The sequence below is a fragment of the Marinobacter sp. SS13-12 genome, from assembly GCF_030227115.1.
Lineage (GTDB): Bacteria > Pseudomonadota > Gammaproteobacteria > Pseudomonadales > Oleiphilaceae > Marinobacter.
In genome coordinates, this window is sequence record NZ_JASSUA010000001.1 from 77,060 (window position 1) to 98,385 (window position 21,326).

17 protein-coding genes are annotated in these 21,326 nt (G+C 60.0%); 10 read left to right on the top strand and 7 right to left on the bottom strand.

The features are described from left to right. Positions 1–8 precede the first annotated feature (8 nt). Positions 9–1,082, top strand: a complete 1,074-nt coding sequence (locus tag QPL94_RS00395; RefSeq protein ID WP_285354791.1) for a mechanosensitive ion channel family protein — start codon at positions 9–11, stop codon at positions 1,080–1,082. Here QPL94_RS00395 and QPL94_RS00400 read toward each other — a convergent pair. Next, entirely contained in the window at positions 1,076–3,880 is a 2,805-nt protein-coding gene (locus QPL94_RS00400) for an FAD-binding and (Fe-S)-binding domain-containing protein (protein WP_285354792.1), read from the bottom strand. The genes QPL94_RS00395 and QPL94_RS00400 overlap by 7 nt on opposite strands. A gap of 144 nt (positions 3,881–4,024) precedes the next feature. Here QPL94_RS00400 and QPL94_RS00405 point away from each other — a divergent pair, with 144 nt between their 5' ends. Next, a complete protein-coding gene (locus tag QPL94_RS00405; protein WP_285354793.1) occupies positions 4,025–4,831 on the top strand; it encodes a GntR family transcriptional regulator in 807 nt (268 codons plus the stop codon). Between the two features lie 20 nt (positions 4,832–4,851). Here QPL94_RS00405 and QPL94_RS00410 read toward each other — a convergent pair whose 3' ends face one another. Then, positions 4,852–5,736, bottom strand: coding sequence for a chemotaxis protein (locus QPL94_RS00410; protein WP_285354794.1), 885 nt, complete (start codon positions 5,734–5,736; stop codon positions 4,852–4,854). A gap of 116 nt (positions 5,737–5,852) precedes the next feature. Between QPL94_RS00410 and QPL94_RS00415 the strand changes: the two genes are divergently transcribed. Next, positions 5,853–6,857: an AraC family transcriptional regulator gene (locus QPL94_RS00415; protein WP_285354795.1), complete on the top strand. Its 1,005-nt coding sequence runs from the start codon at positions 5,853–5,855 to the stop codon at positions 6,855–6,857. A 12-nt stretch (positions 6,858–6,869) separates the two neighbouring features. On the opposite strand, the gene QPL94_RS00420 is transcribed toward QPL94_RS00415, so the two are convergent. The 5 genes from QPL94_RS00420 to QPL94_RS00440 all read right to left on the bottom strand — a co-directional run bounded on the left by QPL94_RS00420 (position 6,870) and on the right by QPL94_RS00440 (position 12,850). After that, positions 6,870–8,051 carry a thiolase family protein gene (locus tag QPL94_RS00420; protein ID WP_285354797.1) on the bottom strand — a complete coding sequence of 394 codons (1,182 nt, stop codon included), beginning with the start codon at positions 8,049–8,051 and terminating at the stop codon, positions 6,870–6,872. Positions 8,052–8,246: 195 nt separating this feature from the next. Continuing rightward, positions 8,247–9,398, bottom strand: a complete 1,152-nt coding sequence (locus QPL94_RS00425; RefSeq protein WP_285354798.1) for an acyl-CoA dehydrogenase family protein — start codon at positions 9,396–9,398, stop codon at positions 8,247–8,249. 15 nt (positions 9,399–9,413) lie between these two features. Next, positions 9,414–10,175: a 3-hydroxyacyl-CoA dehydrogenase gene (locus tag QPL94_RS00430; RefSeq protein WP_285354799.1), complete on the bottom strand. Its 762-nt coding sequence runs from the start codon at positions 10,173–10,175 to the stop codon at positions 9,414–9,416. 188 nt (positions 10,176–10,363) lie between these two features. Beyond that, a complete protein-coding gene (locus QPL94_RS00435; protein WP_285354801.1) occupies positions 10,364–11,992 on the bottom strand; it encodes an acyl-CoA synthetase in 1,629 nt (542 codons plus the stop codon). 54 nt (positions 11,993–12,046) lie between these two features. Next, positions 12,047–12,850 carry a PilZ domain-containing protein gene (locus QPL94_RS00440; protein WP_285354802.1) on the bottom strand — a complete coding sequence of 268 codons (804 nt, stop codon included), beginning with the start codon at positions 12,848–12,850 and terminating at the stop codon, positions 12,047–12,049. A 580-nt stretch (positions 12,851–13,430) separates the two neighbouring features. Here QPL94_RS00440 and QPL94_RS00445 point away from each other — a divergent pair. The 7 genes from QPL94_RS00445 (at position 13,431) to QPL94_RS00475 (ending at position 21,275) form a co-directional block, all read left to right on the top strand. Next, positions 13,431–13,877 (top strand): MerR family transcriptional regulator, encoded by a 447-nt coding sequence (locus tag QPL94_RS00445; RefSeq protein ID WP_285354803.1) that lies wholly within the window; start codon positions 13,431–13,433, stop codon positions 13,875–13,877. Positions 13,878–13,946: 69 nt separating this feature from the next. Continuing rightward, positions 13,947–15,113 carry an isovaleryl-CoA dehydrogenase gene (locus QPL94_RS00450; protein WP_137436921.1) on the top strand — a complete coding sequence of 389 codons (1,167 nt, stop codon included), beginning with the start codon at positions 13,947–13,949 and terminating at the stop codon, positions 15,111–15,113. 104 nt (positions 15,114–15,217) lie between these two features. Then, positions 15,218–16,825 (top strand): carboxyl transferase domain-containing protein, encoded by a 1,608-nt coding sequence (locus QPL94_RS00455; RefSeq protein WP_285354804.1) that lies wholly within the window; start codon positions 15,218–15,220, stop codon positions 16,823–16,825. A gap of 14 nt (positions 16,826–16,839) precedes the next feature. Further along, the gene (locus QPL94_RS00460) at positions 16,840–17,646 is read left to right on the top strand and encodes an enoyl-CoA hydratase-related protein (protein WP_285354805.1); all 807 of its coding nucleotides are present in this window, start codon (positions 16,840–16,842) and stop codon (positions 17,644–17,646) included. Continuing rightward, complete coding sequence (locus QPL94_RS00465; protein WP_285354806.1) at positions 17,646–19,649, top strand: acetyl/propionyl/methylcrotonyl-CoA carboxylase subunit alpha; 2,004 nt, start codon at positions 17,646–17,648, stop codon at positions 19,647–19,649. Before QPL94_RS00460 ends, QPL94_RS00465 begins: the two co-directional genes overlap by 1 nt. Then, positions 19,649–20,557: a hydroxymethylglutaryl-CoA lyase gene (locus QPL94_RS00470; RefSeq protein WP_285354807.1), complete on the top strand. Its 909-nt coding sequence runs from the start codon at positions 19,649–19,651 to the stop codon at positions 20,555–20,557. Before QPL94_RS00465 ends, QPL94_RS00470 begins: the two co-directional genes overlap by 1 nt. A 142-nt stretch (positions 20,558–20,699) precedes the next feature. Continuing rightward, positions 20,700–21,275: a peroxidase-related enzyme gene (locus tag QPL94_RS00475; protein WP_285354808.1), complete on the top strand. Its 576-nt coding sequence runs from the start codon at positions 20,700–20,702 to the stop codon at positions 21,273–21,275. The last annotated feature ends 51 nt before the right edge of the window (positions 21,276–21,326 follow it).

Here is a 21,326-nt window from a genome sequence, read left to right on the forward strand (position 1 = left end):
GGTTGCCCATGAATGACTTTGAAACCCTGAACGTACTGCAGGCAGGCCTTGAAGACTGGTTTCGGCCCGGCGTCACTGCCCTGCTTTCCGTGGTTGTTACCTTTGTGGTGTACAAGGGTGTGTTGTCAATCATTCAACGCCTCACCCGCAGCAAAACGGTTCCGCGGATTTTTCTGGACGCTTCTGCGACGGCACTGGGCATCGTTATCGCACTTCTGGTCCTTAATGGCGTTCTGGAGGCCGCTTCTCCCGAGCTACCGTTGCTGGACCACGTTCAACATGCGGCGACGCTGTTATTGATTATTGCCCTCACCTGGGCAGTGGTCCGGTGCACGTCTTCCATCGGCAATGTGATTGTTGCCATGAACCCGGTTCTGGAGGGCCAGTGGAAACGGGCCCGCAAGGTGGAAACGCAAACCCGGTTTCTGGTCAGGATACTGAATATTCTCATTGTCATCCTGGGCCTGGGTGCCGCCCTGATGACCTTTGAACCGGTTCAACACCTTGGCGGCAGCCTGCTGGCTTCGGCGGGTATTGGCGGCATCATCCTCGGCTTTGCCGCCAAACCGGTGCTCAGCAATCTGCTGGCAGGCATGCAGATCGCCCTGACCCAGCCTTTCCGCATCGACGACGTCCTGCACGTACAGGGCGAGTGGTGCTGGGTGGAGGAAGTAACGGCGACTTACGTGGTGCTGAGAGTCTGGGACCTGAGGCGGCTGGTGGTGCCATTGCAATGGTTTATCGAGAACCCGTTCCAGAACTGGTCGAGAAACGACACCGAACTGACGGGGCCGGTGTTTATCCACGTGGACTATTCCATGCCCATTGAACCCCTGCGAACAGAATTCAACCGCTTGCTACACCAGGCGCCGCAGTGGAACGGACACACGGCCACAGTTCAGGTCACTGATGCCGGCGACACCAACATCGAGGTTCGCCTTTTGATGAGCGCCAAAGACTCCTCCGGACTATGGGATCTCCGTTGCGCCATTCGCGAAGGCATGATCACCTTCATTCAGGAGCAGTTCCCGGACCAGCTGCCCCGGGTTCGTGCAAGGCTGGTTGACCAGCCCGATCAGTGAGGTGACGCTTCCGTTACCCGGTCCACCAGGTAGACCAGCCCGTGGTAATCAATTCCGCCATGGCGGCTGAGGCCAATCTCGCAGGTGCGGCTGGTGGAGATCCCCTCCGTGCATCCCTCTATCTGGCGTGGCAGCGTCCGCAGGGCGTGACGGTTCAGCTCCGGCACATTGAAACCCTTGTCGCCGGCAAAGGCGCAGCAGTGAATAGCCTCCGGAATAACCACGTTGGTACTGCAACGCCGCGCGATGTCGATCAGCCCCTGTGATTCCCCCAGGTGTTGGGTGCTGCAGGTAACGTGCACAGCAATCGCCGTGTCTTCAGGCTTGAACACCAGGCGGTCCGCCAGTTTCTCACGAATGAATTTCACCGGGTCATACAGGTCCAGGCCCAGCTCACGCGCCGCCTCCTGAATCTGCAGGGTGCAGGGGCTGGTGTCGCAGTACACCGGGTCCTTGCCGTTACGGGTGGCCGCGAGCAACGCCTGCAGCAATTCGGATTTCTTGCGGTCTGCCTGTTCCGGATACCCTTTAGAGGCAAAGGGCTGGCCGCAGCACAGGGCATCCAGCCCCTGGGGATGAACCACCTGGTAGCCACCTTTCTCCAGTAACTGGCGGGTCTTGTCCTGCAACGTTGTTTGTTCTGCGTCGCCACTGGCAGGCCCCATGACCCGGGAAACGCAGGCTGGCAGATACACGACTCGTGGGGCGTCACTCTCCGGGGCCGGCGCAGGTGGCACAAAACGGATGGGCTGCGGCATGGTCGGGTCCCACTGCGGCAGTCGCTGCCCGGACACTTTACTTAAACCCGCACTCAACTTGGCCAGCCTGGGCGCACCCAGCAGTTTTTCTACACCGGATGCCATGGTCAGCACGAAGCGTGTCCCACGCAGTACCGTCTGAAAATGGTCGGCCACCCAATTCGCTGTGCCGGGGTGGCCCGTTTGCTGTGCCCGCAGCTTGCGCACCAGGTCGCCGGTGTTGATATCCACCGGGCAGCGCCGAGCGCACAAACCTGTGGCTGCGCAGGTATCGATACCGTTGTACTGGTAGGCCGCTTCCAGTTCCGAGGTATCTTTCCCCGCCCGTTTCTTTGCCTGGATATCCCGCCAGATCACAATGCGCTGGCGCGGCGACAGGGTCAGCCCTTCAGACGGACACACCGGCTCGCAGAAACCACATTCGATGCATTTGTCGATCAAAGGATCGGCGGCGGGCAGCGGCTTCAGGTTTTTCAGGTGAATATCAGGATCCCGGGAGAGAACCACATCCGGATTGAGCAGGTTCTCCGGGTCCAGCAGGCCCTTGATCTTCCACATCAGTTCCCAGGCTTCTTGCCCCCACTCCAGCTCCACAAAGGGCGCCATATTGCGGCCGGTGCCATGCTCGGCCTTGAGGGAGCCACCGAATTCAACCGCCACCAGCTGCGAGACGTCTTTCATGAAGGCGTCGTAGCGTGCTATCTCATCGGGGTCATCAAAACCCTGGGGAAACACAAAGTGAAGGTTCCCCTCCAGGGCGTGGCCAAAGATGATGGCGTTGTCATAGGCGTGTTTTACAAACAGTGCCTGCAGTCTCTTTACACCTTCGGCCAACTGATCGAGGGGAAAGGTGACATCCTCGATGATCACCGTGGTGCCGGTGGGCCGCACCGCGCCGACGGCGGGGAAGGTACCCTTACGGATGGCCCACAGCTGGTCGGACACCCTGGGGTCGGTGGTGAAATCCACTTTCTCTTCCACCGGGAAATCAGCCAGGGCGGCCTTGATCTGAACCAGTTGCTCCTGCAGCACAGCCTGGTCAGGCGCTCGTGTTTCAATCAGCAGCGCACAGGCTTCCTCCGACAGGCCGTGTATCCACTCAGGAAGGCCGGGCTTGTCCTGAACCGAGCGCAGGCTTCGCCGGTCAAGCAGCTCAACGGCGGCTACCGGTTGTGCACGAAGCAGCGCAGCCGCGCGACAGCAGCTGTCGGCATTGGTAAACACCAGCAGCGCAGTGGCCTTGTTGGGGTAATCCGGCACGGTGTTGTAGGTAACCGAACTGACGAACCCCAGGGTGCCCTCCGAGCCCACCATCAGGTGGGTAAGGATATCCATCGGGTCGCTGTAGTCCACCAGGGCGTTGAGTGACAGGCCGGTGGTGTTTTTAAGGCGATATTTGTGCCGGATGCGGTCTGCCAGTTCGGTGTTGGCCCGGGTCGCGGCCGCCAGCTGTTCCAGTTCCGACAACAGGCCGGCATGGCTGGACTGGAAGACCTTGACGCTGTCGTAGTCCTCGGTATCCACCCCCGCCCCGTCGGCCAGCACGAGGCGCATGCTGGCAAGGGTGTGGTAGGTATTCTGGGCGGTACCGCAACACATGCCACTGGCGTTGTTGGCAACAATACCACCGATCTTGCAGGCATTGATGGATGCGGGATCAGGGCCGATCTTGTAGCCGTAGGGGGCCAGCCAGGCATTGGCCTCGGCACCGATAATGCCCGGCTGCAGACGGATCTGGCGGCCCTCGGCCCTAATTTCATAGTCCTTCCACTGATCCCCCAGCACCAGCAGTATGGAGTCGCTGATGGCCTGGCCGGACAGGCTTGTGCCCGCGGCCCGGAAGGTGACCGGTGCCGCGAAGTGCCGGGCGATCTTCAGCACCCCGACCACTTCCTCCTCGCTTTCCACTTTCACCACAACGCCCGGAATCAGCCGGTAGAAGCTGGCATCCGTACCGTAGGCCAGCGTCGACAGCGGGTCGTCATAAACCCGTGTCGCCGGGATCAGCTCTCGTATCGCCGCGAGGACGTCAGGTGACATCAGTTACCCCTGGACTCTGTCCATCAAAGAATATTGGATAATTGGTAATACCAATTTATACTGTCTGGGGTAATAAGATAGGGAAAATCTGTGACAACTTCAAAGAAAAACGCCTAGACAATGGTAGACCACACCGGGAACACAATGAGCATCGGAAAGATTGCACCAAAACGCCTCGCAGACAGCATCGTCGAGGAATTGGAGAACATGATTCTGGAAGGCACCCTGCAGCCCGGGGAGCGTCTTCCAGCAGAGCGTACTCTGGCCGAACGGTTCGGGGTGTCGCGGCCGTCACTGCGGGAAGCTGTTCAAAGGCTGGCCGCCAAAGGCCTGCTGGCCAGTCGCCAGGGGGGCGGCCATTATGTGTCGGAATCGCTGGGGTCGAGCTTTACCGACCCGTTGATCACCCTGCTGGAAGGGCGTCCGGACGCCCAGAGAGACCTGCTGGAATACCGCCGCACCCTGGAAGCGGACTGCGCCTACTACGCCGCACTGCGGGCAACGGCGCTGGACAAGGCACACCTTAAAACCGCCTACGAAACCTTGCAGGCCTGCTATGCCTCCGAGGGCAGCAGTGACCTGAGCGAGGAAGGGTCAGCCGACGCGCGATTCCACCTGGCCATCGCCGAAGCCAGTCACAACGTCATTCTGCTGCATACCATACGGGGACTGTTCAGCCTGCTGAAAACCAACGTGGTCAACACCATTGGCAGCCTGTACGCGCGGGAAAAGCAGACCCGAAGTGAGCTGATGGAACAGCATCGCCTGCTGTTTGAGGCCATTATCGAAGGCCGTGCCGACGATGCACGGCATTTCGCCGGGCAGCACATTCAGTACGCCCAGAATGTGTTATCCGAACAGTACGAAAGTGACAGGAGGATGGAGCGATCCCTGCGCCGGAGCGGCCCGGGCATGGCAGCTGAAACCGACAAATCCGCCAGGGAGCATTAAGTTTCAGCTCCGCCCGGCTTTCAGTCGCGCTCGGCGCCGCGCAGAATAGCGTGCAGCAGCTCTTCCGCATCAAACTTGGTCAGCGCTTCGTCCGCCCCGACCTGTTTGGCGTAGCTCACACTCATTTCGCTGTTCAGCGAGGTGTGCAGAATGATGTAGGGCTGTCTGAGGGAACTGCTGTCCCGCACATTGAAGGTCAGCTCGTAGCCATCCAGCCCTGGCATCTCGATGTCACTCACCAGGATATCGATGGGTTTGCCATCGTTATTGGCGTTGATCATCAGGTCCAGCGCGTCCTGGCCGTTGGTGGTCACAAAATAGGTCACATCCTTGCTGTCCAGCGCGTCGGACAACTGCTTGCGCGCCACCTGGGAATCGTCCACCAACAGAATGTTCAGGCCTTTCAGGGTTTCCCGTTGTACATCGGTCAGCACCACTTCACGGGGATTGACGGATTCCGGATACACCCGCGCCAGCAGCAGTTCCACATCCAGTAACTGGACGATCTCGTCCTCGATATTCACCAATCCGGTAATGAAAGCCCGGTCGCCCAGACTCCGGGGCGGTGACATCACATCCTTCCAGTCCGTCTCGACGATCTTCCGCACGCTTCGAACCAGAAAGCCGATTTCCCGGCGCTGGATGTCGGTCACGATGATGGAGGCTGTCTTGCGCTCTTCCGCGGATAGCGGTGGCGAACCCACTGCCGCCGCCATGTCGATCACCGGCACCGCTGAGCCACGGAAACTCATGGTGCCCACCACCGCCGAATGGCTATGTGGCAGTTTGGTCAACGGAACAAACGGCATGATCTCGCGGATTTTCAGGGTGCCCAGGCCAAAAGGCCGGTGACTGGTCAGATAGAACAGCAACAGTTTCTGGGGGTGCTTGGTGCCCTCGGCCATAACCTTGTAACCTGTCTCAAACTTTGCGAAAAGTATATGACGCCGACAATAGCATGCCGGAACGTCCGAAATTGTAAGATTTTGCAGCCGGTAGCCTCACCCGAGATGAACGCCCGATGAAGCACCTGACCTTCTCCTCCCACTACGCCAGGGCCGTGTTGTACGGTCTTGAGAAGGCGGGCGGCTATTCCGATGAACTATTGTGTAATAACGGCATCGACCCGGAATTCATTAGTTCACCGCGGGCGCGGGTGCCTACCGAGCAGTTTATACGTCTGTTCCGGCTGGTCTGGGGCAAGCTGGATGACGAGTTCATGGGCCGCACCACGCAGCCCTGCCGGGTCGGGCATTTTCACCTGATGGGATCGCTGGCTGTTCACAGCGATAATCTGGAGCAGGTGATCCGCCAGAGTATCCGCTGTTACCGGCTGTTTTCCGACGATATCGTGATTGAGCTGGACACCAGCGGCGAGGAAGTGGAGCTGAGCATCACCCATCGCCACCCGGAGCTGGACCCGGACAACTTTCTGGTGGAGTGGCTGTTACTGGTGTGGCACCGCCTGGTGGGCTGGCTGATTGGCCGCAAGATCGTGCTCAGCCACGCCACCTTTCAACACGGGCTGCCGAACCACTTCGATGAATACCGTTTTGTGTTTCCCTGCCAGTGTTTCTTCAATCGCGACCGCAACAGCCTGTTCTTCAGCCACAACTACCTGGACATGCCGGTCACACGAACGCCGGCAGAGCTGGACGAGTTCATGGCGCAGTCGCCACGCAACCTGCTGATCTGGACCGACGAGGACGACAGCCTCACCACCCGGGTACGGCAGGTTCTGGAGAGTGTGGAAGACGAGCGGTTACCCACTCAGGAGCAGATGGCCGAACAGCTGCACATGACAGCCTATACCCTGTCACGGAAGCTGAAGGCGGAAGGCAGTTCCTATCAGAAGATCAAGGACAACCTGCGGCGGGACCAGGCGGTGATCATGCTCACGCGGCAGAACCTGACGATATCGGAGATTTCATCCCAGCTTGGGTTTACCGAGCCCGGTGCCTTTTCACGTGCCTTCAAGCACTGGACCGGGCTCAGCCCACTGGCCTACCGCAAGCAGGACCAGTAGTTCATTCTGCGATTACAGCAGTTCGATCGCTACCGCAGTACCTTCGCCGCCACCGATGCACAGGGATGCCACACCGCGCTTGAGGCCACGCTGTTTCAGGGCGTTGATCAGGGTGACCATGATCCGCGACCCTGAAGAGCCGATGGGGTGACCAAGGGCACAGGCGCCGCCGTGGACGTTGACCTTGTCGGGGTCGAGCCCAAGCTCGTTGATGGCCGCCAGGGTGACCACGGCGAAGGCTTCGTTGATCTCGAACAGGTCGACGCCGTCGCGGCTCCAGCCGGCTTTTTTCAGGACTTTTTCGATGGCACCGATGGGCGCGAGGGTGAACTCGGCCGGCAGGCGGGCGTGGGTGGCGTGGGCCACAATACGGGCCTGGGGTGTGAGGCCACGTTTTTCGGCTTCTTCACGGCTCGCCAGTACCATGGCGGAGGCACCGTCGCTGATGGAGCTGGAGTTGGCGGCGGTCACGGAGCCGTCTTTGGCGAAGGCCGGTTTGAGCTGGGGAATCTTTTCGGGTTTGGCTTTGCCGGGTTGTTCGTCGGTATCGACGACGGTGTCGCCGCCACGGCCGGAGACGGTCACGGGGGTGATTTCGTCGGCGAAGCCGCCATTCTTGATGGCCGCCAGGGAGCGCTCGAGGGAGGCAATGGCGAAGTTGTCCATGGCTTCGCGGCTGATATCGTATTTGTCCGCGGTGCGCTGGGCGAATACGCCCATAAGGCCGCCTTCGTAAGCGTCTTCAAGGCCGTCGAGGAACATGGAGTCCATGACCTGGCCGTGGCCCATGCGGTAACCGCCGCGGGCTTTGGGCAGCAGGTACGGCGCCTGGCTCATGTTTTCCATGCCGCCGGCGATCATGATGTTGTTGGTGCCGGCTTTGATCTGGTCGTGGGCCATGATGACGGCTTGCATGCCGGAGCCGCACATTTTGTTGATGGTGGTGCAACCGCTGGAATCCGGGATGCCGGAAGCGCGGGAAGCCTGGCGTGCCGGGGCCTGGCCGAGTCCGGCGGGCAGCACGCAGCCCATGATGACTTCCTGGATGTCAGCGGGTTGCAGGCCGCTTCTTTCGATGGCTGCCTTGATGGAGGTGGCGCCCAGGTCCGGGGAGCGCACGGAGCTCAGGTCGCCCATCATTCCGCCCATTGGGGTTCTGGCGGAGCCTGCTATGACTACTTCTGTGTTTGACATTTTTCGTGCCCTCTTTGTCTGGTAAGACTGCTAGTCGGGAGGTGGCTGGGTGGCACCCCTCCCCTCCGGGACACGCCGTTAATACGTCCATGTAGGCTCGTAAAAAACATCCCTGTTTTTTACGGTCCCGGAGGGGAGGGGCGCCACCCAGCTTCCGGCTTGTGAGTTATCTCCTGGCCTGATTCAGGATTGTGTTTACGCTTTGCCTAGAACAGACCTTGCGATGATTTCTTTCATCACCTCGGATGTACCGCCGTAGATTCTTTGTACCCTCGCATCGATAAACGCACGCGAAATCGGGTATTCGCTGGTGTAGCCGTAACCGCCGAACAACTGCAAACAACCATCCGCTACCCGGCACTGCATTTCCGTGGCGCTGTATTTCGCCATGGAAGCCGTCGGCGCGTCGAGTTCGCCTTTTTCGTACAGCGCGATGCATTCGTCGACGAAGGCGCGGTTGACCCTGCAGTCAGTTTCCATGCGGGCGATTTCGAAGCGGGTGTTTTGGAGTTGGGCCAGTTTCTGGCCGAACAGTTCCCGTTCCTGGGAGTAGGCGATGGTCAGGTCCAGGGCGCCGCGGGCGGCGGCGACGCCGAGGGCGCCGATGACCAGGCGTTCGCGGGGGAGTTCGCGCATCAGGTACATGAAGCCCTGGCCTTCTTCACCCAGCAGCGCCGAGCCAGGTATGCGCATGTCGGAGAAGAAGAGTTCCGAGGTGTCGCCGGAGTGCTGGCCGATTTTGTCGAGGTTGCGGCCTTTGCTGTAGCCGGGCAATGAGGTGTCTACCAGGAACAGGCTGATACCACGGGCACCGGCCTTGGGGTCGGTTTTGGCGGCGACGATGACCATGTCGGCGTGTTGGCCGTTGGTGATGAAGGTCTTCGAGCCGTTGAGGATGTAGTCGTCGCCGTCTTTCACCGCGCTGGTGCGAATGGCCTGCAGGTCGCTGCCGGCGCCGGGCTCGGTCATGGCGATGGCGCCGACGGCTTCGCCGGAGACCATTTTCGGCAGCCAGTGCTGCCGCCGCTCTTCGTTGCCGATGTGGCTGAGGTAGGGGGCGACGATGTCGGAGTGCACCATGACGTTGGTGGACAGCGCACCGAAGCCCATCCGGGCCATTTCTTCACCCACGACAACGGAGTACAGGAAGGGCGCGCCGCAGCCGCCCCAGTCTTCGGGCACGTCGACGCACAGCATGCCGGCGTTGCCCAGGGTGTTCCAGAGTTCCCGAGGCACGATGCCGGATTTTTCCCAGGCTTCGTAGTGGGGTGTTACCTCGGTTTCCAGGGCCTTGATGACGGATTCCCGGAACATCTCGAGTTCTTCTTTATCAACAACGCTGGTCATGGTTGTCTCCTGCAATTATTTGGGCGCCATGCGCAGTGCGCTGTCCAGGCGGATGACTTCGCCGTTGAGGACCGGGTTGCGCACCATCTGGTCTACCAGCATGCCGAATTCTTCCGGCTTGCCCAGGCGCTTGGGGAACGGCAGTGTGGCAGCCAGGCTGTCCTGCACTTCCTGGGGCATGCCGGCCATCATCGGGGTCATGAAAATGCCCGGGGCGATGGTGTTTACGCGGATGCCTTCCCGCGCCAGTTCCCGTGCGGACTGCAGGGTCATGGCGACAACGCCGCCCTTGGAGGCGCTGTAGGCGGCCTGGCCGATCTGGCCTTCGAAGGCCGCCACGGATGCGGTGGATATCACCACGCCCCGTTCGCCATCGGCGTTGGGCTCGCGCTGGGCCATGTCGGCGGCGGCCAGGCGCATGATGTTGAAGGTGCCAATCAGGTTGACCTGAATAACCTTGTTAAAGTTCTCCAGAGGCATGGGGCCTTCCTTGCCGAGGATCTTGGCAGCCGGGGCGATGCCGGCGCAGTTGACGACAATGCCGCACAGGCCGTGGGCGTCACGGGCGGCTTTTACCGCAGCTTCGGCGCTTTCGGCGGAAGACACGTCGCACTCGATGAACACGCCGCCAATATCCTTGGCCACGGCTTCGCCCTGCTCTTTCTGCAGGTCAAAAATCGCTACTTTGCAGCCGGCGGCTGCCAGTGCACGGGCCGCGCCTTCCCCAAGACCTGAAGCGCCACCGGTTACTATTGCTGGTACACCTTTAAATTCCATGGTTATCTCCTGATATCAGCGTCGCCGGCGACACCCATGGCCTCGCCGGCGAACAATTTGAATTCGGGTATGGGATCAGTCTGTCTCAGTCACCTCCTGGGCGCCATGACATAACCGGGCAGGAAATTTGATAAAAATTGACACGCCGGGGCCACAACCCTGTCGGCCCCGGCGTTTACAGCTCGCGGTCAGAGCTTTTTGGCGTCGTCCCGCAACACGAACTTCTGGACCTTGCCGGTATTGGTTTTTGGCAGCTCACTGAACACAATGGTCTTGGGCACCTTGAACTTGGCCATCCGCTCGCGACAGAAGGCGATGATGTCGTCTTCGCTGACATCCCCGGCTTCCGGTTTGAGGGTCACGAAGGCGCAGGGTGTTTCGCCCCACTTCTCGTCCGGCCTGGCCACCACCGCGACTTCCAGGATATCCGGATGGCGGTAGAGCACGTCTTCCACTTCAATGGTGGAGATGTTCTCGCCCCCGGAGATGATGATGTCCTTCAGGCGGTCCTTGATCTCCGCGTAGCCATCCGGATGCCACACCGCCAGGTCGCCGGTATGGAACCAGCCGCCCCGCAGGGCTTCCTCGGTGGCCTTGGGATTTTTCAGGTAGCCCTTCATCACCGTGTTACCACGCAGGAAGATCTCGCCGATGGCTTTACCGTCTTTCGGCACGGCCTCCATGCTGTCCGGATCCCCCACCATCATGCCAGCGAGGGTATGGTAACGAACCCCCTGCCGCGCCTTGATGCGGGCGCGGTCTTCCACCGGCAGGTCGTCCCATTCGGATTTCCAGGCACACACAGTGACCGGGCCATACACCTCGGTGAGGCCGTATACGTGGGTCACCTGAATGCCCATTTCTTCAATGGCCTCGATAACCTTGGCCGGGGGTGCGGCGCCAGCCGTCATTGCCTGCACGGTATGGCTGAAGCTGGATTTCAGGGCGTCCGATGCACCCAGGAGGGTGTTCAGCACAATGGGCGCGCCACACATATGGCTGACCTTGTGCTCACTGATCAGGTTCAGGATTTTTTCCGGGTCCACCTTGCGCAGACACACGTGGGTTCCGGCAAAGGCGGTGATGGTCCAGGGGAAACACCAGCCATTGCAGTGGAACATCGGCAGCGTCCACAGGTACACCGGGTGCATGCCCATGGACCACACCGCCTGGTTGCCCATGGCGTTCTCGTAGGCGCCGCGATGGTGGTACACCACCCCCTTCGGATTGCCGGTGGTGCCGGAGGTATAGCACAGGGAAATCGCGTCCCACTCATCCGCTGGTATCTGCCATTCGAATTCCGGGTCGCCACTGGCCAGGAAATCCTCGTAATCCAGCTCGCTCACCCGGGTGCCACCACCGCCAAATTCGGGATCGTTAACGTCAATCACCTGCGGCGGGTTATCCAGCAGGCCGACCGCTTCATTGATCACTTCGCCAAACTCGCGGTCTACAATCAGTACCTTGGCCTCGCCATGTTCCAGCATGAAGGCAATGGTCTTTGCGTCCAGGCGCGTGTTCAGCGCATTCAGCACTGCGCCCAGCATGGGAACGCCGAAATGGCATTCCAGCATCTCGGGAATATTGGGCAGCATCGCCGCCACGGTATCCCCCTTACCAACCCCTTTCGCCGCAAGGGCGGAAGCGAGGCGACGGCAACGCTCATAGGTTTCCTGCCAGTTACGGCGTGTCTGGCCATGAATCACAGCCGGATATTCCGGGTAAACGCTGGCTGTGCGTGCCAGAAAGTCCAGTGGGCTCAGGGTGGCCCGGTTGGCGTCGTTGGGTTGCAGGCCCGCGTCAAAGATGGAGTTCATACCGGTCTCCTGGTGTTGTTATTTAACACCTGACTATAGGGCACAGCAGAGGTTTCAGCGAGTCTTCGAAGCCGCTTCACCCTCGCCGGAATGGTTCAACGGCTCCACCCAATAGGTATCTTCGGTATCGGCCATTCCCATACCGCAGCAGTTTGCGGTTGACCACTCCCTGCTCTCGGTGGGCGGGTCCAGCAATCCCTCAATCTGACCGACAATGTAGTCGCCCTCTTCAATCAGCTCATCTCCGTACGACCACGTGGGCGCGCCGTCGGAAGCCTCCATCGCGGACTCCGCCTCGGTCATGAAATAGAGGTCCCAGAGCGCAGAGGATCCAAAGCTGATGGCACCCAGAGCAACAAGCATCACGCTCAGGCTGCCGACCATGGCCCGAGGCATGCCGAAAAAACCGGGATCATTGCTGTCCTTGCCCTTGTGGCCCCTGGTAATGTCTTCACGGGACAGGGTGTTGAGCACGTCTTCGGCGAAAACCACTTCACCACTGAGGGAGGCGGTAATGAGGTATCGCAGGGCTGAAAACTCGCGGTGCCCCAGGTTCTGGAACTCACAACCGCAGCGACTATTCATCGAATCGAAACTGCGCGGGACAAAGTTCACGTTGATGGCGACATCAACGCCGTCGACCTCGAACACCAGTTGACCGTTATACACCTGGCGCAGTCGCAGGGCCTCCAGCGCTGCGTTCACACTGAAGCCGGCAGCCGATAAATCAGCCACCGGAAATTCCTGTGTTCTGCCGTCCAGGTTTACATGCAGCCGAGCCGGAATTCTAATCCGGGCATACTGTTGTTGCGCTTCGGCTTCGTGGACAAAGTGCGGTGCAGCTGCTGCCGTCTTCATGACTATGGCCCTTGCGTTATCGTCAATTGGTGTTCTCGGAGAACTCCACTGCGCTCCAGCCACAAGGAAATTATCGCAACTCGAAGTTAAATACCTGTTACGAAACAATAATCAAGAATACATAATTCAGATACATGTCATTTTTTTAACCGCGGAATCAAAGGATACAGATAACCTTTAACTGCCGGCCCGGTAAGGCTTGATGCGGGATAAGGCTGGCTGTTGATGGCGGGCAAACTGCCTGGATGGAGCCAGAATAAGCTCTATCTATTTCATTTTCGCAACAAAAGAAACGTAGTTATTTAAAAATCGAATCAGGCGCTATTTTCCGCATGGAACCCGATCGTGGGCACGGTCGTTATACGAAACTGTGCTGAGAAAACAGTCGCCCTCAAGTGGTGCATTCAGCGCCGCACAGCCTCCTCCCAACCCCAAGCTCCACTGTTACAATGGCCGCCACATTAGTTGAACGCCATTCAACACCCTCTTCTGTTTAACCCTCCTGGTTTAAATTGGGCCCGAAAAATACTTTACGTTTACGTAAACTTTATCTAACCTAAGTCTAAAAAAGGAAACCGCCATGGACATCAAGAAAACTTACAGCATCAGCGAGCTCGCCAAGGAGTTCGACGTGACCACCCGAAGCGTACGTTTTTACGAAGACCAGGGCCTGCTCCACCCCACCAGGCGCGGCCAGACCCGCATCTTCAGCTCCAAAGACCGGGTTCGCCTGAAGCTGATCCTGCGGGGCAAACGCATGGGCTTTTCCCTGTCGGAAACCAAGGAGCTGTTCGACCTTTGGGACGAAACCCTCAGCGGTAACGAGAAACAACTCCTGCTGATGCTGGACACCCTGGCCAACAAACGGGCACAGCTTGAGCAGCAGAAAAACGACATCGCCCAGGCGGAAATGGAAATGGATACGGCAGAAGCAAGATGCCGCGAAGCGCTTGCTGATCTACAGAAGAAAAAGCGCCAACAGAACAAGGCACAGACAGAAGAACCAGAATCACTTGAACAGAAGTAACGGGAATGACAGGGCCTGTCCACCTACCTTGTCAGCCAACTCTCTGCGAAGATCAAAAGGTAGCCAACAATGAAATCACAATACTCAGAGTTCAACTTCGGCCTCGGTGAGACCATCGACATGCTCCGCGAGCAGATCAACGGCTTCGCCGCCAAAGACATCGCACCCCGCGCCGAAGACATCGACCGTGAAAACCTCTTCCCCAACGACCTGTGGAAGAAGTTTGGCGACATGGGCCTGCTGGGTATTACCGCCGATGAAGCCTACGGCGGCTCCGAAATGGGCTACCTGGCACACGTGGTCGCCATGGAAGAAATCAGCCGTGCATCGGCCTCCGTTGGCCTGTCCTACGGCGCACACTCCAACCTGTGCGTTAACCAGATCAACCGCAACGGCACCGACGAGCAGAAAGAAAAGTACCTGCCCAAGCTCATCAGCGGTGAACACATCGGCGCCCTGGCCATGTCCGAACCCAACGCCGGTTCCGACGTCGTCTCCATGAAACTCAGCGCCAAAGACGCCGGCGACCACTACGTGCTCAACGGCAGCAAAATGTGGATCACCAACGGCCCCGATGCCAACGTCTACGTCATCTACGCCAAAACCGACCCGGCCGCCGGCCCAAGGGGCATCACCGCCTTCATCGTTGAACGCGACACCCCGGGATTCAGCCAGGCCCAGAAGCTGGACAAACTCGGCATGCGCGGATCCAACACCTGTGAACTGGTGTTCGAAGACGCACAAGTGCCCAAGGAAAACGTCATGGGCGGCCTCGGCAACGGCGCCAAAGTCCTCATGAGCGGCCTCGACTACGAACGCCTGGTCCTCTCCGGCGGCCCCCTGGGCATCATGCAGGCCGCCATGGACGTGGTGGTTCCCTACATCCGCGAACGCAAACAGTTCGGCCAGGCCATCGGCGAATTCGAACTGGTCCAGGGCAAAGTCGCCGACATGTACACCTGGATGAACACCGCCAAGTCTTACGTCTACATGGTCGCCATGTCCGCCGACCGCGGCAACACCACCAGAAAAGACGCTGCTGGCGCGATCCTCTATTCCGCGGAAATGGCCACCAAACTGGCCCTGGACGCGATCCAGTTGTTGGGCGGTAACGGCTACATCAACGAATACCCCACAGGCCGTTTGCTGCGGGACGCCAAGCTTTATGAAATCGGAGCCGGCACGTCCGAAATCCGCCGGATGCTGATCGGTCGTGAGCTGTACCTGAACAAGTAAGGGCCAGTATCGGGAGGCCAGCACCCAAGAACGACGAGGGTCTGGTGCCGGGGCTGTCCGGCACCAGGCCCGACGCACGGACTAAAAAAACGGACTAACAAGCCATGACGATACTCCAAAGCAAAATAAACCCAAGGTCCGACGAGTTCCAGGCCAACCAGGAATCCATGGTCAAAGCCGTGGCAGACCTGCGGGATAAAGTAGCCACGATTCAGCAAGGCGGCGGCCCCACCTACCAGGAACGCCACCTGGCAAGAGGCAAATTGCTCCCAAGGGAACGCATCAACCGCCTCCTGGACGACGGCTCCCCCTTCCTTGAAGTGGGCCAGTTCGCCGCCTACAACGTCTATGACGAAGAAGTCCCCGCCGCTGGCGTGGTCGCAGGCGTAGGCCGTGTGTCCGGGACCGAATGCATGATCATCGCCAACGACGCCACCGTAAAAGGCGGCAGCTACTACCCGCTGACGGTCAAAAAACACCTCCGTGCCCAGGAAATCGCCCTGCAGAACCGCCTGCCCTGCATCTACCTGGTGGACTCCGGCGGCGCCAACCTGCCACGGCAGGACGAAGTCTTCCCGGACCGCGACCACTTCGGCCGCATCTTCTACAACCAGGCCCGCATGTCCGCCGACGACATCCCCCAGATCGCCGTCGTCATGGGCCTGTGCACCGCCGGTGGTGCCTACGTGCCTGCCATGGCGGATGAGTCCATCATCGTGCGCAACCAGGGCACCATCTTCCTGGCCGGCCCGCCGCTGGTAAAAGCCGCCACCGGTGAAGTGGTAACCGCCGAAGACCTGGGCGGTGCCGACGTACACTGCAAAATCTCCGGCGTGGCCGACCACTACGCCGAAAACGACGCCCACGCCCTGGAAATCGCCCGGCGCTGCATCTCCAACCTCAACCGCCGCAAACCGACCGACGTTGAGATCCGCAAACCCAAGGCGCCGCTGTTCAACGCCGAAGAAATCTACGGCATCGTCGGCACCGATTTGCGCAAACAGTTCGACGTGCGCGACGTCATCGCCCGCATCGTCGACGGCTCCGAATTCGACGAATTCAAACGCTACTACGGCCCGACCCTGGTCACCGGCTTCGCCCATATCCACGGCTACCCGGTGGGCATCATCGCCAACAACGGCATCCTGTTCAGCGAGTCCGCCCAGAAAGGCGCGCACTTTATTGAACTCTGCTGCCAGCGCAACATCCCACTATTGTTCCTGCAGAACATCACCGGCTTCATGGTGGGCCAGAAACACGAGGCCGAAGGCATCGCCAAGCACGGCGCCAAGATGGTGATGGCCGTGGCCTGTGCCGAAGTGCCCAAGATCACCGTACTGATCGGCGGCTCTTTTGGTGCGGGCAACTACGGCATGTGCGGCCGCGCCTACAGCCCCGACTTCCTGTGGATGTGGCCCAACGCCCGCATCTCGGTGATGGGCGGCGAACAGGCCGCCGGCGTACTGGCGACCGTCAAGCGCGAAGGCATGGAGCGAAAGGGCCAGGACTGGAGCACCGACGAAGAGGCAGAATTCAAGAAGCCCATCGTCGACTCCTACGAACACCAGGGCCACCCCTACTACGCCAGCGCCCGCCTGTGGGATGATGGCGTGATTGACCCGGCCCAGACCCGCGAAGTGGTCGCCCTGAGCCTGTCCGCCACCCTTAACCGCCCGGCCAAGCCAACACGCTTCGGCGTGTTCCGCATGTAACGGAGGACAACGCCATGACCGATCAGGAATCAGCGGTACTGCTCAACCAACGCGCCGACGGTGTCACCGAAGTGGTGCTCAACCGCCCGGACAAACGCAACGCCTTTGACGACGTCATCATCCAGCAACTGATCAACGCGCTGGAAAAAGTGAATGCCGACGACAACACCAACATCGTAATCCTGCGTTCCGAAGGCAAGCACTTCTCCGCCGGGGCGGACCTGGGCTGGATGCGCCGCATGGCGGACAACAGCCGCCAGGAAAACCTGGACGACTCGCGGGAACTGGCGCGGCTGATGGACACCCTGAACCATCTCGGCAAACCGGTGATCGGCCTGGTACAGGGTGCGGCCTTCGGCGGTGCCGTCGGCCTGGCCGCCTGCTGCGACATTGTGCTCGCCACGGAGAAAGCCAGCTTCTGCCTGAGCGAAGTCAAGCTCGGCCTGATTCCGGCGGTGATCAGCCCCTACGTGGTGCGTGCCATCGGCGAACGCCAGGCCCGCCGCTACTTCATCACCGCCGAGATCTTCACTGCCCAGCAAGCCGAACACTTCGGCCTGGTGCACGAAGTGTGTGAAGACGTGGCCGCCATGGAGCGCCGCTGCGACGAACTGCTGCTGCAGCTTGCCCTGAACGGGCCCGAGGCCATGCAATCCGCCAAAGACCTGGTGTTCGCCGTCAGCCACAAGGTCATCGGCAACGACGTCATCGACGACACCGCACAACGCATCGCGGACATCCGGGTGGGTGCCGAAGGGCAGGAAGGGCTCAATGCCTTCCTGAACAAGCGCAAAGCCAACTGGGTTCCGGAGGAAGACTAATGTTCAGCAAAATCCTGATCGCCAACCGCGGCGAAATCGCCTGCCGGATCATACAGACCGCCCATCGCATGGGCATCCGTGTCGTCGCCGTCTATTCCGACGCCGACGCCGACGCACGGCACGTGGCGATGGCCGACGAAGCCTTCAACATCGGCCCGGCCCCCAGCTCCGAGAGCTACCTGAAAGCCGACAAGATCATCGAAGTGGCGAAAGAAAGCGGCGCCCAGGCCGTTCACCCGGGCTACGGTTTTCTCTCCGAGAACACCCAGTTCGCCGAAGCCTGCGAAGCCAACAACATTGTCTTCATCGGCCCGCCTTCCTCCGCCATCGCGGCCATGGGCTCCAAATCCGCCGCCAAATCCATCATGGAAAAAGCCGGCGTACCACTGGTGCCGGGTTACCACGGTGACGACCAGGCCCCGGACACCCTGCGCAAGGAAGCCGAAAAATGCGGCTTCCCGCTGCTGCTCAAAGCCGTCGCCGGCGGTGGCGGCAAAGGCATGCGGGTTGTAGAACGCATGGAAGAATTTGATGACGCCCTGGCCGCCGCCAAACGGGAATCGAAGAACGCCTTCGGCAACCCGGACATGCTCATCGAACGCTACCTGACCCAGCCACGCCATGTGGAAATCCAGGTGTTCTGTGACAAAAGCGGCAAGGGCGTGTACCTGGCCGAGCGGGACTGTTCGGTGCAGCGCCGCCACCAGAAAGTGCTGGAAGAAGCCCCGGCCCCGGGCCTGAGCGACGACACCCGCAAAGCCATGGGCGAAGCCGCCGTCAAAGCCGCCCAGGCCATCAATTACGTGGGCGCCGGCACCGTGGAATTCCTCTATGACGTGGACGGCTCCTTCTTCTTCATGGAGATGAACACCCGCCTGCAGGTAGAGCACCCGGTCACCGAAATGGTCACCGGCCAGGACCTGGTAGAATGGCAGTTGAAAGTGGCCTGGGGCGACCCGCTGCCACTGGAACAGTCCCAGGTGAAAACCCGGGGCCACGCCCTGGAAGCCCGCATCTACGCCGAAGACCCGGACCAGGACTTCCTGCCCGCCACCGGCAACCTGCGCTACCTGAGCACGCCCGATGAAAGCGCGCATGTGCGGGTGGATACCGGCGTCACCGAAGGCGACGACATCAGCATCAACTACGACCCGATGATCGCCAAACTCATCGTCTGGGACGAAACCCGGGACCAGGCCATCAACCGCATGGTCCAGGCCCTGGAGCATTACCGCATCGCCGGCGTGAAAACCAACATCCGCTTTCTCCACGCGCTGGCCGATTCCCAGCCGTTCCGGGAAGCGGAGCTGACCACCGGCTTCATCGACGACCACCGGGAACTGCTGTTCCCGAAATCACGGCTCGATACCCACAAGGCCCTGGTACTGGCCGCCGGCTTCGTGCTGGAACAGCGCAAGTCCCGGGAAGTAATCAGCACCGACCCCTGGTCGCCGTTCGGCCGCCAGAACAGCTGGCGCATGAACTCCGAATACGCCCAGCCCCTGCAACTGCAGGTGGGTGAAGAGATTCACGAACTCAAGGTGCTGGAACGGGATGACCGCTACCAGGTATTCGTTGGCGGCAGCGTGTACAACCTCACCGCCCGCCTGGACGACGACTACCTGCAGGCGGTCATCAACGGCCACCGCATCAGTATCCATGGCAACCTGCACAACGACCAGCTGGTGCTCTTCTACGAAGGCGACACCTTCCAGTGCATTCTGTACCGGGAAACCTACGGCTTCGAAGAAATGGCCGGCGAAGGCAGCCTGGCCGCCCCGATGAACGGCGCCATCGTGGCGGTACAGGCGAAAGTCGGCGACAAGGTCACTGCCGGCCAGAGCCTGGTGATCATGGAAGCCATGAAAATGGAACACGCCATCAAGGCCCCGGCCGACGGCGTGGTCACCGACATCTTCTTCGCCGAAGGTGACCAGGTCTCCGAAGGTGCCGAGCTGATTGCGATTGAAGTCACTGCAGACGCGGAAGAGGAGGCAGGCTGATGGCCTTTCCCCAAAACGTACGACTGGTTGAAATGAGCCCCCGCGACGGCCTGCAGAATGAGCCCGGCGCGGTCATCGCCACCGACATCAAAACCAGCCTGATCGAACGGCTGGCCGACTGCGGCCTAAACCACATCGAATCCGCCAGCTTTGTGTCGCCGAAATGGGTACCACAAATGGGTGACGCCGCCGACGTCATGGCCGGCATCAAACGCAAACCCGGCGTGCGCTATTCCGTACTCACCCCCAACCTCAAGGGCTTCGAGAACGCCCTGGCGGCGGGGGCCCACGAAGTCGCCGTCTTCGGTGCTGCGTCCGAGTCCTTCAGCCAGAAAAACATCAACTGCTCCATCGCCGAAAGTCTGGAACGCTTCCTGCCGGTGATGGAAGCCGCCAAACAGCACCAGATACCGGTACGCGGCTACGTCTCCACCGTCCTCGGCTGCCCCTACGAAGGCGACATCGCCCCCGAACAGGTGGCAAAAGTGGCGAAAGCCCTGGCGGAAATGGGCTGCTACGAAATCTCCCTCGGCGACACCATCGGCGTAGGCACGCCTTTGAAGGCCAAACGCATGCTCGAAGCCGTCGCCGCCGAAGTGCCCATCGAAAAACTGGCCGCCCACTTCCACGACACCTACGGCCAGGCCCTGGCCAACCTGTATGCGGTTCTGGAAGAAGGCGTTGCGGTAATCGATTCCTCCGTAGCCGGCCTCGGCGGCTGCCCCTACGCCAAAGGTGCATCAGGCAACGTAGCCACCGAAGACGTGCTATACCTGCTTAACGGTCTCGGCATAAAAACGGGCGTCGATCTGGACAAACTAGTGGCAACAGGTGAATGGATAAGTGCGCAGTTAAGTCGCCACAACGGCTCAAAAGTAGGCCAGGCATTAGGCGGTAACTGCAAATGATCGAGTGGGGAGCGGGCCGGGCTGTCCGGGACCGTAAAAAACAAGGATGTTTTTTACGAGCCTACATGGACGTATTAACGGCGTGTCCCGGACAGCCCGGCCCGCTCCCCACCGCACCCAATCCACAGGCTAGGAGCACACCATGAACAAGAAGAACGTAGTAGCCCTGGATCTCCCAATCCCGGAGATCAAAGACATGCCAGAAGACACCCAGAAGTACTTCCAGATCTGCCAGGAAAAACTCGGCATGATCCCCAATGTGCTGACCGCCTACAGCCAGAACCTCAAACAGCTCGAAGGCTTCACCCGCCTGTATAACGAACTGATGATGGGCGAAGGCGAACTCAGCAAACTCGAGCGGGAAATGGTCGCCGTGGTCGTGTCCTCCGAGAACAAATGCTACTACTGCCTGGTCGCCCACGGCGCCGCCGTACGGGTACTGAGCGGCGACCCCGAGCTGGGCGAGCACATGGTGATGAACTACCGCACGGCCAAACTCGACAAACGCCAGCGGGCGATGCTCGACTTTGCATCGCACCTGACCCGCTCCCCGGCCACCGTCACCGAAGAACATATCCAGGCCCTGCGGGATGTCGGCCTCAGTGACCGCGGCATCTGGGACCTGAGTAACCTGATCGGCTTCTACAACATGTCCAATCGCGTGGCCATCGCCAGCGATATGCAACCAAATACTGAATATCACAGCCAGAGTCGCTAGCAGGTTCGACACTGCTCGCCCTCGACTACAACAACAATGGAGGCAGAGATA